General features: G+C 69.5%; 10 protein-coding genes and 1 pseudogene. 3 read left to right on the forward strand and 8 right to left on the reverse strand.

The features are described 5' to 3' along the window. Positions 1–31: 31 nt before the first annotated feature. Complete coding sequence (locus AQJ58_RS26160; RefSeq protein WP_067254319.1) at positions 32–667, reverse strand: DUF6875 domain-containing protein; 636 nt, start codon at positions 665–667, stop codon at positions 32–34. A 240-nt stretch (positions 668–907) separates the two neighbouring features. Here AQJ58_RS26160 and AQJ58_RS26165 point away from each other — a divergent pair, with 240 nt between their 5' ends. Continuing rightward, entirely contained in the window at positions 908–1,102 is a 195-nt protein-coding gene (locus tag AQJ58_RS26165; protein WP_067254322.1) for a ferredoxin, read from the forward strand. A 78-nt stretch (positions 1,103–1,180) separates the two neighbouring features. Then, complete coding sequence (locus AQJ58_RS26170) at positions 1,181–2,407, forward strand: cytochrome P450 family protein (protein WP_067254324.1); 1,227 nt, start codon at positions 1,181–1,183, stop codon at positions 2,405–2,407. Between the two features lie 108 nt (positions 2,408–2,515). Here the strand turns inward: AQJ58_RS26170 and AQJ58_RS26175 are convergent, their stop codons facing one another. From AQJ58_RS26175 to AQJ58_RS26195, 5 genes are read right to left on the reverse strand one after another with little or no spacing between them, the layout of a single operon-like run. After that, on the reverse strand, positions 2,516–2,959 hold the full coding sequence (locus AQJ58_RS26175) for a hypothetical protein (protein WP_067254327.1): 444 nt from the start codon (positions 2,957–2,959) through the stop codon (positions 2,516–2,518). A 44-nt stretch (positions 2,960–3,003) separates the two neighbouring features. Next, entirely contained in the window at positions 3,004–4,080 is a 1,077-nt protein-coding gene (locus AQJ58_RS43960; protein ID WP_067254330.1) for a hypothetical protein, read from the reverse strand. Then, positions 4,077–6,092 (reverse strand): hypothetical protein, encoded by a 2,016-nt coding sequence (locus tag AQJ58_RS26185; RefSeq protein WP_067254332.1) that lies wholly within the window; start codon positions 6,090–6,092, stop codon positions 4,077–4,079. The genes AQJ58_RS43960 and AQJ58_RS26185 overlap by 4 nt, the downstream gene beginning before the upstream one ends. Beyond that, entirely contained in the window at positions 6,089–6,844 is a 756-nt protein-coding gene (locus AQJ58_RS26190; RefSeq protein ID WP_067254335.1) for a toll/interleukin-1 receptor domain-containing protein, read from the reverse strand. The genes AQJ58_RS26185 and AQJ58_RS26190 overlap by 4 nt, the downstream gene beginning before the upstream one ends. A gap of 13 nt (positions 6,845–6,857) precedes the next feature. Beyond that, positions 6,858–8,150 (reverse strand): helix-turn-helix domain-containing protein, encoded by a 1,293-nt coding sequence (locus AQJ58_RS26195; protein ID WP_067254337.1) that lies wholly within the window; start codon positions 8,148–8,150, stop codon positions 6,858–6,860. A gap of 1,024 nt (positions 8,151–9,174) precedes the next feature. Between AQJ58_RS26195 and AQJ58_RS26200 the strand changes: the two genes are divergently transcribed. Beyond that, the gene (locus AQJ58_RS26200; RefSeq protein WP_067254339.1) at positions 9,175–9,690 is read left to right on the forward strand and encodes a DUF1269 domain-containing protein; all 516 of its coding nucleotides are present in this window, start codon (positions 9,175–9,177) and stop codon (positions 9,688–9,690) included. Positions 9,691–10,412: 722 nt separating this feature from the next. On the opposite strand, the gene AQJ58_RS26205 is transcribed toward AQJ58_RS26200, so the two are convergent. Both AQJ58_RS26205 and AQJ58_RS42845 read right to left on the reverse strand, forming a co-directional pair. Further along, a complete protein-coding gene (locus AQJ58_RS26205; protein ID WP_067254341.1) occupies positions 10,413–11,543 on the reverse strand; it encodes a hypothetical protein in 1,131 nt (376 codons plus the stop codon). A 546-nt stretch (positions 11,544–12,089) separates the two neighbouring features. After that, positions 12,090–12,287, reverse strand: a pseudogene (locus tag AQJ58_RS42845) (D-alanyl-D-alanine carboxypeptidase); the annotation flags it as partial. Positions 12,288–12,436: the final 149 nt, after the last annotated feature.

Below are 12,436 nucleotides of genomic sequence, written 5' to 3' on the forward strand. Positions count from 1 at the left end.
CCCGTGCGTGCCTTCTCGCGCCGACCGTACGCTACGTCGGGTAGCCGTAGGCCCGCGCCGCCCCCAGGTAGTGCTCCACACGGAACTGATCGTCCGACTCCATCGACTCGGGCGTGTAGAACTTCCCGAACTTCTCCCGGTACTTCTCGAACCAGTGCCGGTGCTCGGACAGGAAGAAGATGTCGTGCAGGGCGATCGTACGGATGGCGAGGACGGGCACCGGCGCCCTGCTCACCGCGAAGTCCGGATTCCTGGCCGCCGTGACCTCGCAGTTCTCATGGAACTGGCCCACCATCAGACCCTGCTCGACGAACTCGTCCTTCACGCGTATCTGCGCCTCGTCGAGCAGCTTGGTGTCCTCGGAGCGCAGGTCGGGAAGGACGACGATCATCGACCGCAGCATGGGGTTCCGGCCCTGCCAGGAGATCAGCCCGTACTCGCGCAGGCTGCTCCGCGCGATCTCCTCGATGAGCTCGAGCGTGGGCGAGTGCCCTACGAACCGCACCCGTGTCTCCAGGGTCCTGTTCTTGCGTGAAGGTGCGACGAACGGGCAGATCGGGCCGATGCGGCCGATCTCCGGATGGCGGGCCGAAATGTACTCGGTCAGCCAGGAGTCGACGACGGCCAGCGTAGAGTCAATGCTGACGACGCTTTCACCGGAACTCATTCAGATACAGCCTCTCGAATCGCGCCGACGGACATGGTTGGAAACGGCTTTGTCCCGCTGGCGGGACAAAGCCGGACTGGCCCGGGGGAAGCACGGACAAGCTTGCCTGATCGAATCTTGCTGCACTAGCGTCGGCCAAACGGTGCCGGTATCGATGAAACGTGGAATTCCCTGGGCGGAATGACGCGTACAACGAAATCGTGCAGCTTCCGAACCATGCCGACCAGAGGAGTCGCACAGGTGCGCATCAGCATCGACCGGGACGGCTGTATCGGCAGCGGACAATGCGCGCTGACCGCTCCCGACGTATTCGCCCAGGACGACGTGGGAATCGTCTACGTACTGCCGGGCGGTGCGGAGGAAGCGGAGAACCGGTTGATTCGACAGGCGGAACTCGCCTGTCCGGTGCAGGCCATCGCAGTCGTCGAGGACTGACGTCACGAGGAGGAACCGAAGCGCATGTCCACGCCTCCACCCGTTTCACAGGCGGACCTTGACGCGGAACCGCACGCCATGTCCCAGGACCTGATGACCGATCCGTTCGGCGGCTACGGACGGCTGCGGGAACAGGCCCCCGTCGTGCACGGACGGTATCTCGACGGCACACCGGCCTGGTTCGTCACGCGTTACGACGACGTCCGCGCGCTGCTGCACGACCGCCGGCTCGTCAACACACCGGCCTCGGTGCCCGGTACCACCGGCGAGGACCCGCGGCTGAAGATGATGGACATGCTCGCCATTCCCGAGGAGCTGCGTCCCTACCTGCTCGGTTCCATGCTCGACACCGATCCGCCGGAACACACCCGGCTGCGCCGGCGGGTGCTCCGTGAGTTCACCGCGCGGCGCGTGCTGAACCTGCGGCCCCAGATCGAGCACATCACCAAGCGGCTGCTGGACGGACTGCCGGAGCACGCAGTCGACGGCGTCACCGACCTGCTCACGCACTACGCCTACCCGCTGTCGATCCAGGTGATCTGCGACCTGGTGGGCGTTCCCGAGCCGGAGCGCGACAGGTGGCAGCAGTGGGGCGACGATTTGATCACCATGAGGCCGGAGCGCCTCGCGACGTCGTTCCCCGCCATGATCGAGCACACCCACGAGCTGATCCGGAAACGCCGTGCCGACCTCGGAGACGATCTGCTGAGCGGACTCATCCGGGGCCAGGACGAGACGGACGGCAGCATCAGCGACATGGAGATCGTGACGTTCGTCGTGACGCTCGTCCTCGCCGGCCACGAGACGACCGCCCACCTCATCAGCAACGGCACGGCCGCCCTGCTCTCCCACCCCGACGAGTTGGACTACCTCAGGTCCCACCCCGAGGCCGTGCCCGGCGCGGTGCACGAGCTGATGCGGTGGTGCGGCCCGGTGCACACGAGCCGACTGCGCTACGCCGCCGAGGACCTGGAGGTCGCCGGCACCCGGATCCCCCGCGGCGACGCCGTCCTTCTGGTCTTCGTCTCGGCCAACTACGATCCACGCCGCTACACCGATCCGGAACGCCTCCACCTGCGGCGCCACCCCTCGGGCCAGGCCGAGAACCACCTCGGCTTCGGCCACGGGATCCACTACTGCCTCGGTGCCTCCCTCGCCCGGCAGGAAGCCGAGGTCGCCTTCGCCGCCCTGTTCGAACGCTATCCGGACATACGGCTCGCTCGGGACCCGGAGGAACTGGAGCGCCGGGAGCGCCTGAAGCTGCCCGGACACTGGCGCCTCGCCCGGTTGCCAGTGATCGTTTGACGCACCTGCGCAGCCCCGCTCGGGTCAGCGAACGGTCAGCATCAGGCCGGACGGTTCCCGGCTTGCTGACCTGCACCGCGGCAGGGGTCCTGCTGCCCCGCCCCGCGACTATTCCCGGTGCGGGGACGGATCCGGCGGGAAGGCCAGGCCGGTGACGGTGCCGGCCTGGACGATCGGGCCGTACTGGGTACCGCCGGAGACGGTGTTGTGCACCGTCGCTGGGCGGCCCGCTGCGGCGGCCGCCAGTCGGCGCAGCGACGCCCCGAGAGCACTCAGTTCCTCGCCGGTGAGCGCCCCGGCTTCCACCAGCCCGCAGAGATGAGTCTGCCACTCGGCCGCGATGCCGGCCGCGGCGCGCTCGTCCGCCGCGGTGTCCGTGAGGAGCAGCCGCGCACGCGCGTCGTCCAGGCCGGTGATCGCGACGGCGTCCGCGCCCGCACGTGCCAGGAACCGGCCCATCAGTGCGCGGGCGTGCGTCCAGGAATCGGTGACCATGAGGGAGACCAGGGTGGTGGCCCCCGATGCCGCGATCGCGGCCAGTTCTGCGTCCATCGCGTCCTCCTGGATGCGCAGGGATGAAATGTCCGGGTCGACGGTCAGCCCGTGCCGGCCGGCGGCCCCAGGTCGGGCGCCGGTTCCGCTCCGGTCTCGGGAGCGGGAGGTCTCGGCGGATCGAATCGGCGTAGGAGGTCCTCCGCTGTCTCATGGCGGTTGTGCTGCTCGACGAGCTGCGAGAACTGTCGGGCCAGCATCGCCCGCCGGTCGTCGTCCTCCGTGAAGCCCATGGCTTCGAAGAACCCCGACAGGTGGTCTGCAGCCGAGGGCTCACGGGCCGGGAGATCGGCAGACTCCGTGCCGATGTCCGGCGTCCAGGGTCCTCCTGGCCGGTTCGGCAGCATCTCGAGCAGGCGCTCGGGGATGTCGGTGTCGTTGGCAGCGGAGGTCAGCTGCGCCAGCAGGGGGAGGTCGGCCACGGTCTTCGCCACGTGCTCGTCGTTCCTGGTGAGCCACCACACGACGGCGCTGCGGGTGTCCTTGAGGGCGTCCTCGCCCAGATACCGGCGCTTGCTCTGCTCGTACTTGCGCTGGTGCTCCCAGACCGCCTCGTCCTTGCGTACGCCGGCGAGCCGATCCAGACGCTCCTGATCCTCTTCGGGCAACGTGAGGTTGACGTCCTCCGCCATCGCCCGGAGGTGGCCCGTGGAATCGGGGCACATGCGGCTGAGGGCGCCACCGAGTTCGTGCTGAAGGAGCGAGGCGTGGCCGGGTTCCCGTTTCTCGGCAATCGCGCGGGCCCGGCTGAGGACCGCGTCGACGGCGAGGCCGGCCGGGTTGACGACCGTGCCGCGCCCCGGACCGTCGGCGAAGCACCACCGTACGGTCGCCGAGAAGACGAAGTGGTAGTCGTCCCAGAGGCTCGGGAGCGCGACTCGGTTGACGCGGTACTCGGTTCGCTCCACCGGGGCAGCCGTGAGCTGCTCCTCGAAGCTGACCGGCACCGGGCCGCGGCGCTGCGAGGCCACCCGGAAGGTCACCGCGGGCAGCACGAGAAGAAGCGCGGCCAGCGCCGGCCACGTCCAGCCGGGCCATCGCTGCACCAGGCCGACGATGGTCAGCAGCAGGCCGCACATAACAGTGAGGAACACGGTCGTCGTCTTGCGTGCGGTCGTCATGATCGCTCCCTTCCGGCCGATGCCGACGGGGCGGCAGGACCGAGGTTCTGTGCCACGCCGATCTTGTGGAGCAACAGGTCGGTCGTCTCGGTGGAGTGGGCGCCGGCGCCCTGAGAAGCGAACTCCGCCTGGCGCGCGGACGCGTACAACGCGGCGAACGCCGCGCCCCGGTCCTCCCCGCATCGGTCGGCGGCAGCGACCAGCAGGTCGAGGAGGACCTCCCCCCGGTCACCGGCGCCCTCGGCCGCCCAGTGCAGCCAGCTCCGTAACTCTGCCCGTGGTGCCACGCGTCGGCCTTCCGGCCGCGATACCGCGTGGGTGAGCACGGCACGCCAGCACGTGATCAGCGAGCGTCGTACCCCGTCCTCGTCGACCAGGGCGCGAGTGGCGACGGAGCCTTCCGTGAGCGGCTCCGGATCGCTGACGCGCAGAAAGATGGCCAGGTCGGTCGGTGCGAGGTCGCCGCGTGCCAGCCGGTCGAGCAGCCTTCGGCGTAGCCGTCGGCTGCCGGCCACCAGGTCGCACAGGGCCTGCAGCGCATGGGCCGTGCCACGCTCACCCCGGGCGAGATGGTGCAGCCGGATCAGGGCGTGGTCCGGATGGTCCAGCGCGAGGACGTCGGCGCAGACCTGGACCAGCACCTTTGCGAACTCACCGGTCAGCCGGCGGTACGCGCACCACTGGTAGATCCGCTCGCGGAAGTCCCTGCCGTGGGCGGGGTCCGCGAGACCGCAGGTGAGCGCCTGAACCGCGGCCTCCGACCGGGCTCTGCCCGCTCCCTGCGCGCTCCACCGTTCGGCGAGCGCGGCGAGCGCGTCGGGCCGCCCGGTTCGCAGATACTCACCCGCCAGCCGGGCCACCAGTCCGTCGCGGACGTCCGGCACGAGATGCGGGTCGCTCGACTCGACGACCTGCGCGGCCCACGCGCCGAGGTGCGGCCGCAGGTCGGGCATGTGGTCCCAGAAGTGGGCGCGGACGGCGGAGTCGTAGTCCAGCTCGGTGAACCGCACGCGACCGTCGGGCCCGGAGCGGGCCGAGATCTCCGAAAGCCGCTGGGCGAGGTCCTTGCGCTGGAGGAGCGGAGTGTCCTCCTCGGGGGCCCCGACCGTGCTCAGCAGGAGTGCGGCCGCCCGGTGGACGACGTCGGCGTGCGCGTCGTGGAGCATGGACACGGCGACCATCAGGGCGCGTGGGGAGGCGTCGGGCAGACCGGCGACGCGGTCGGCGACTTCGGCGCGGCGCCCGGCGTGCGCACGTTTCGCGGCCGCGCACCACTCGGGGAATCCCACGCCGGGCCCGGCCGTTTCCCGGGCACGGCGTATGCGGTCGGCGAAGTCGGCGATCTCCCGCATGGGTTTGCGTTCGCTCAGGAACTCGTCGACAGTGACGTCGTTCCGGAGGAACTGCTCGCACGGCACGCCGTGAGCGCGCAGGTGTCGTCTGAGAACCTCCATGGGGAAAGCCGGCGGTCCGATCTCGACACGGAAGTGCTGCAGGTCGGGATCGAGGGCCCCTTCGTGCGGCATGACGACGACGAGATGGGCCCGCCGCTCGCGCACCCTCTGGCGCAGGGCGGGAAGGCCGCCCCGGGCCGCATGCCACAGACCGGCCTCCGCGGTGGACAGGTCGAGCAGCAGGCGGTCGCCCGGGTCGACGAAGGCCGGGTCGTACAGCGGCAGCTCGTCCCGCTCGGCGGGCAGGAGTTCGCGGAAGGCACCGCCGGGACGGTGGTGTTCGCGCAACAGTACGCGAGCCGTGGCCGAGCGGCCGCTGCCGGGAGCCCCGTCGAGGATGACGGTGCCCGTCTCCTCGAGCGTGTTGCGTGCCCTTCCCATGTTGACCGGAGCGACTAACGCCCTTCGGATCCAACGCAGTTGGTCATCGGGAAGCTGCCGGAAGACCGGCTTTCGGGGTTCGTCGGCAGCGGCGCCGAGGTTGACGTAGATGTGGCCGTCGCCCGTGTGCGTGACGCCCCGCGTGCTCTCGACCCGGGTGGTGTGTTCTGTGCTCACCGTCGGTCGTCCTGGGGCCGCTCCGGCTCCCCGAACCGCTGGTGGACGTCCCCGTGGTGGTCGCCCTCGGTGTACGTCGTCCCGGTGCCCGAGATGTAGCGGTCGCCCGACACATGGCGTGAGTTGTTGTAGATGCTGCCGCTGCCCGTGTGGATCGTGCCGTGGGAGTTCTTCACGATCGTGCCGCCGACGTCACCGCTGAAGTCGCCCGCTTGGACGGACGTTCCACTCACGTCCCCGATCGAGTTGTGCACGCTGTTCGACGTCGGCGACGGCTCGCCGGGCTCGATCAGGTCCCGCAGCTCGGGCACCAGCTCGGCGATCAGATCGCCGATACGCCGGACGCCGGCCTCGGTGTCGTGGGTGTCGAACGGTACGGACTGCAGATCGGCGAGCCGCGCCAGCTCGGGGGGCATGGCCGCTTTGTTCAGCCGGTCGGTCTTGCGGCCGTCCAGCACGGGAACGACGATGAGCCCGCACTCGAACGCGGCCTCGATCTCCTTGCGCACCCAGTCGTCGGGATCTTGCAACCGACTGCGGAAGTTCGTCCAGTCCGGTCCTACGACGGCCAGCAGCACGCAGCTGTGGCGTAACGCGGTCAGGAGAACCTCGGGGTAGGCCTCCCCTGGGGTGATGGACCTGGACGCGCGGAAGACGCGGTCCTGGCCGAAGCGACGTGACAGCTCCTGGTCGAGAAGGGCTGCGGTCCGCTCGCCGTCGCCGGTGCGGTAGTTGATGAACACGTGGGGCATGCCAGTGACTCCTTCAGATGGTGGAGGGGCGCGACAACGTGCCGAGTCGCGGTCCCAGCCGGCGTACGGAGGAATGGTTCGCGTGGCGCGCCAGGGCGCGGGCGAGCCGTCTCAGGTCGGTCGTGACCGTGGCGGAACCCACGGCCTCCACTCCGTCCAGCAGGGGCGCCGCCAGGTCGCAGGCGTGGTCGACCTCGCCGGCCGACGCGTAGGCGAGTGCGCGGCGGACGCCGTACCTGACCTGGGTGCGAATCGCGTCCCCGCCGACCAGGGCGAGTTGTCGGTCCAGTTCCTCGCTCGCCTCCCGTGGCTGCCCGAGATCGACCAGGCACCAGCCGGTGACCATGCCGACCGGATCGGGAAGGTGCATGGTGCCGATCACCGGCTCGTCGGTCCCTTCGTCCTGAAGAGAAAGAAGCGCACGCGCGCGGTCCAGCGCGTCCAGACAGGCCCGGCGGTCACCCGCCAGGGCGTGGCCCTGGGCTTCGCGCTGTGCAGCGAGCCCGCGTATCCGCGGGGGCAGGGCCCTGCTCTGCGCGCGACGGGCCAGAGCGACTGTCTGCTCGGCGTCGTCCCGGTACAGCGTGATCAGCGCCCTGCGGACCAGCGCGTAACCCGCCAGTGCCCGGTCGCCGCCGGCGGCCGCCAGATCGACCGCGCGCTGCGTCCACCACAGAGCCGCCCGCTCGTCCCCGGTCTCCTGCACCAGCCAGCCGACGTATTCGGCGTACCGGGAGCCAAGGGCCAGCAGGTGGCGACGGGTGCCGCTGTCACAGTGGGCGGACAGTTCCCGCAGGGTGTGGGTCTGTGCGATCAGAACGGGCAGGAGCAGACCGGGCGCCACCGTCTGGCCGAGTCTGCGGTAGTGGGTGAACAGCGAGCGGGAGGCTTCCACCATTTCCGCGCCCGCGGCCAGCGAGGCCGGGCCCGCGCTGTCGGACCGCCACGCCATCAGCGAAGCGGCTCCGGCGCCTATGGCGTCCCGCCGACTCAAGGGCTGGAAGGTGTTCGGGCCGTCCGGCGACAACTGCATGATCCAGTCCTCCTCGTGGACAAAGCCCGGCGCCGGATCGACGGGCGGGTCGGTGGTCTCTGGTGCGAGCAGGGACAGCAGGGCCCCGCCGGCCCCGAGGGCGGCGTCACACAGGCGGGCGAGGTCACGGCTGGGGGCCTTCAGGCCCCGCTCCACCTTGCTCAACTGCGCCTTGCTGTAGTGCACGGAGCCGGACAGGGCGGTGAGGCTGAGCCCTGCCTCCAGACGCCGCTTCCTCAACTCCTCGCCGAACCCGGTGGACGGCTGTGGCACGGAAACCTCCAACCCCTTCCGCCATCGGCCGAGTCGGCGCTGCACGTAGCGTGCGGCAGTCTGGCCGGGGCGGACAAGACGATCGATGCTGTTTCCCGTTTCCTTCTCCGACATGGGAACGCGACATGCGCGGCAGGGAGGACCGGAGGAACGGACTGGACGCCGTGCCGAATAGGGAAGCTCCGCCGCACAGCGACTGCATGCGAGCCAGGAGAGGGCGCGACCCCTCGACGATCACCCTTTCGCCCGCTTACTACACCAAAGGCCCAGGTAACCGAGCCTCATCCTGATACCACCCATCCTTGGATGCGATGCCCACCGGCGATACGAAGTCCTTGCCCGAGCGAGTCAGCTCTTCCTGCGCTGCAAGCCACTTCACTCGGGGGCGACGCTTCGGCACTGGCTTCCCCGTCGAGGCATCGGCGCGAGAGCCAGTCGCAACACCCTCTGCCGCATCTTCGCGCCGGGCCACAGCCACCGTGACGGCCGGCGCCGACATCCATCAGCCAACCGTTCCCGCGAGCGCGCCGATCCTGTAGCGCCCCCTGGGCAGCAAGCCCACGAACCTTTCGGGACCCGCTCGTCGGCGCGGGCTGGCCCATGCTCCGGCGCCGCCTCCGACGGACAATCGCCGGCCGGCCAGGCTGCTGCTTGGGGCCCACCCTTCTCTGCCGCACGGTGTTCTGCCTCCGTGAGGGCCGACGATCCGCCCCCTGGTACTGACCTGACCTGCCAGAACGACTCGGTGCGCGGCTCGGGCGTGGCCCGGCAGCCCACAGGTCAAGAGGAGATCGCCCTGCTTGATGAACGACTGGTTCGTTTCGGCGAACCGACGCTTCCGCCTCCCGCGCCCGGCAATACTCGCGACTTTGTCACTCGATTGACTTTGTCGTTCGACATAGTCCAGAGTAGTGCCGTCACCGAGCCCCGGACAGGACAAAAAGCTTCCCGATGCGCACCACCGCATCGCGTTTGTCGGCGATCCCGGTGTGCAGGCACGTCCCGACACGACAGGAGCCATCCCATGACCGACATGATCGCCGTGGCCTACAACGACGAGGCCACCGCCAAGCAGGTGCTGGCCGAATTGCACGCCCTCAAGACCGAACACTCCCTGCACCTCGCCGATGTGGTTCTCGTCACCCGCAACGAGGAGGGCAGGGTCAAGATTCACTCCTCGGACAACCCGGTGGTCGACGGTGCGGTCTCCGGCGCGATCTGGGGTGGCCTCATCGGGCTGCTCCTGCTCCAGCCGCTGCTGGGCGCCGCGATAGGCGCCGCCACCGGCAGCGTCACGGCAGCCGTGTCCGAGGGCGAGGACGACAACACCGCCTTCATCAACCAGCTCGGCCACCGCCTTCAGCCCGGCGGCGCCGCCGTGATCGCCCTGATCATCGATGTCACCGAGGAAAAGGTGCTGCCCCGGATCGCCCCGTACGGCGGTGACCTCCTGCACACCTCACTGACCCTGGCCGAGGAGCAGAGGCTCCGCGAGGCGATCAACCCCCAGCCCGCCAGGACCGGCGAACCGACTGCCTGATCCCGCCCCGGGTGGCGTCACACCACTGCTGACGCCACCCGAACCACTCCATTGCTACACAGCGATTCGGGCCGTCCGCGCCGCCTCGGCCGGAGCGGCGGCTGATCTCCACGACACCCGCTGCCGCGGCTGGCACAGAACCCCGTTGACAAGCACCGAGCCGATCCGTGCCCCGTACTCCCTGCGCACCGTGGCCATCGCCACGCGCCTGCCCTTGTGGCCCCCGTACAACGCCGCGGCGCGCTCCCCGCTTCTTCCGGAGCCCCAGCCTCGGCAAGGGCCGTGGTGCGAAAGCTGGGGCGGAGGACACGACCAAGGCCGGAGAGGCGATCAAGACCTCGGTAGCCCGGGAGAAGGAGCCCGAGATCGCACGTACGAGTTCGTGATCCGCGGCATGTTCTTCGCGTCCCCGCAAGAGGGCCGCTGACCTCCGGGCCCGGCTCTGGCCACCCTGCGCGACACCACTGACTTCGCTTGACCCACCAGCGCTTCACCGGTCGCACACCCCGCGCCTCGGGCTGACGCCGGGGCGGTAGAAACGCCCGCCGCCCACCACAGGAGGATAGGGGGCCGATGACCGCCGCTTCGCCAAGATCCGCGGCGCCGAGGAACACGTCGCCGCCGCCGACTACACCTGATCGGACGCACCGTGCTCGGCGGACAGGTTCTCCAGCCGAACCCACCGTTGCGGCGCTGAGTGATGCCCCTGGCCGGCCCGGAGGTCATCCGATGCCCGGGCGATGGGCTGCGGCCGGGGTCCGTTCGCGCACGGCCAGGTACACCGCGTGCACCGTGAGCACGTGCTCGACCTCGTCGATGATCGGCGCGAAGAACCGCTGTCGATGGTCCGCGTCCGTCATCGAGGTGACCGCGAAGTACATGCTGCCGAACGCAGCCAAGAGCGTGGCGTTCCGCAACATCGCGACGGGGATCACGGGGAAAAGGGCAGACATCTGTGGTTTCCCGCCGATCCACTGTTCCGCTGTCTCGGGCGTGACCACCAGCACGCCCAAGGCGAGGAAGAAGGTGAACAGCGTCAGGCCGACCACCGCTGCCTGCATGAGCTGGCGGCTGGCCAGCATCAACAGCAGGTTGCGTTCCTGCCGTGGGGTCAGCGGCATCGCAGGCAGTTGACCCTCGGGCGCCAGCTGCTCGAACCGCACACCGGCCAAGGGGGTGCCCCGGCACGCCGCCGCGAGCGTGGGCCGGCTGAGGTCCTGCTCGACCCGGCCGATCTCGTCACGCAGGCGGGCAGCGGCGGCAAGCACGGTGATCGCGGCGAACAGCACGATGACGAGTACGACCCGCCACCACGCCAGCCGGTTCATGGCCTGCCACAACTCGCCGGTGAAGAACAGGAACAGCGTGACGAAGAGCAACGCGGGCAGCGCCCGGCCAAGCAGGTGCACGCTGTTGCGCAGGTCGAAGACCGAGTGGCGGACCGCCCGACGCAGCAGCGTGCCGAGACCGTAGGTAGTGGCCAGAAGCGTGGAGACGAAGACGGCGGCGAAGAAGATCACGAAACCCAGCAGCCCGACCACTCTGCCGCCCGGCGGAGTGACGGCTCCGTCGACGGCGAGCTGCAACAGAGGTACTGCGACGGGCATCGTGGCGTACACGGCGAGGAATGCGGTGGCGGCCCTGCGCGAGAAACGGGGAAGCCGCCGGACGAGAACGGTACTTGTGCCCCACGCGGCCAGCGTCATCACGGCGACGCCACCGAGGAGGATCCACCCGTGCGAGCCCGCGGATCTGAGCGGGACGAGCCAGGCCAGGCTGGCCAGCGCCACGAAGGCCAGCGACGGCAGCATTCGGGGGAGCACGTGATCGACGAAGCGGTACCCCTCGATCATCGTGGGTGCACCTCGCCGGACAAGCCAACCTTCGGTTCGGCGTATCACCGCCTGCGGCACCGTGAACGGCATGACTGACCGGCCCTTTGCTCACTATGGATGAACGATTCGAACGTCAACTCGACCGCACCTTATGCCAAGAATCGTGACCAACTGGGAGAGGCACCGTTTCGAATCGGCGACGACTGGTATCTCGCGCTACCCGAAGCCGGCTTGGCTCATGTGGCGGCGCAGGCTTGGCCGGATGCCAAGCGTCCAGGCGAGCGGACGCTTGGCGGAGCCGCTCCTCGGCCGCGCGGAAGTAGCCGTCCCCCGGTCGGTCTCCAGGCCGACGAGCCGACGCAGCCTCACGGTGCCGTACCGGCCTGCCATCGCGTCCTCGCGCCGCAGACCGCGGTGTCGAGGGTCCTCCAGGAGAGGCATGCACAGAGAACGTGCGCCCCGGGGCGTACGTTCGCGTCAGGTCCAGCAGTCGTTATGCCCGGCAGCCGTTCACGGTCGCGGCGAGGCCGCCCATCGCGTCCTTGATGGCGGCTTTTGGCCGTGGAGCCGTTCTCTATGTGTCCGGGACGGGATGCGGTTGGCACGGGAGAGGCCGCTCCCGTCGTACATCTCGAAGTTATCCAGCGACACTCCGTACCGCCGGCTCAGCACCTCGCGTACGACCGCTACGCCGCCCTCGAACGTGGCGGGCTGCCCGGCGCGCGGCGCGGTCATCCGCAGCAGGGTCTCGGCGATGTTGTTGCACCGAGAACCTCCTCTCCCTGCCCACCTCATCGCGGGCACCGACCGGGTGGGTGTGCTCTCTGAGCGTGCCGCCCGTCTGGCTCCTTCCGGCAGCGGTACGACCGTCGTCGACCTGCCTTTCGGGATGGGACCGGGATGGGACCGCT

Source organism: Streptomyces sp. DSM 15324, from assembly GCF_001514285.1.
Taxonomy (GTDB): Bacteria; Actinomycetota; Actinomycetes; order Streptomycetales; family Streptomycetaceae; genus Streptomyces.

Bases quoted from the DNA above. Each gene is read 5' to 3' on its own strand.
- AQJ58_RS26205 (WP_067254341.1), bottom strand. From the start codon at position 11,543: ATGATCGAGGGGTACCGCTTCGTCGATCACGTGCTCCCCCGAATGCTG.
- AQJ58_RS26175 (WP_067254327.1), bottom strand. From the start codon at position 2,959: ATGGACGCAGAACTGGCCGCGATCGCGGCATCGGGGGCCACCACCCTG.
- AQJ58_RS26200 (WP_067254339.1), top strand. From the start codon at position 9,175: ATGACCGACATGATCGCCGTGGCCTACAACGACGAGGCCACCGCCAAG.
- AQJ58_RS26170 (WP_067254324.1), top strand. From the start codon at position 1,181: ATGTCCCAGGACCTGATGACCGATCCGTTCGGCGGCTACGGACGGCTG.
- AQJ58_RS26190 (WP_067254335.1), bottom strand. From the start codon at position 6,844: ATGCCCCACGTGTTCATCAACTACCGCACCGGCGACGGCGAGCGGACC.
- AQJ58_RS43960 (WP_067254330.1), bottom strand. From the start codon at position 4,080: ATGACGACCGCACGCAAGACGACGACCGTGTTCCTCACTGTTATGTGC.
- AQJ58_RS26160 (WP_067254319.1), bottom strand. From the start codon at position 667: ATGAGTTCCGGTGAAAGCGTCGTCAGCATTGACTCTACGCTGGCCGTC.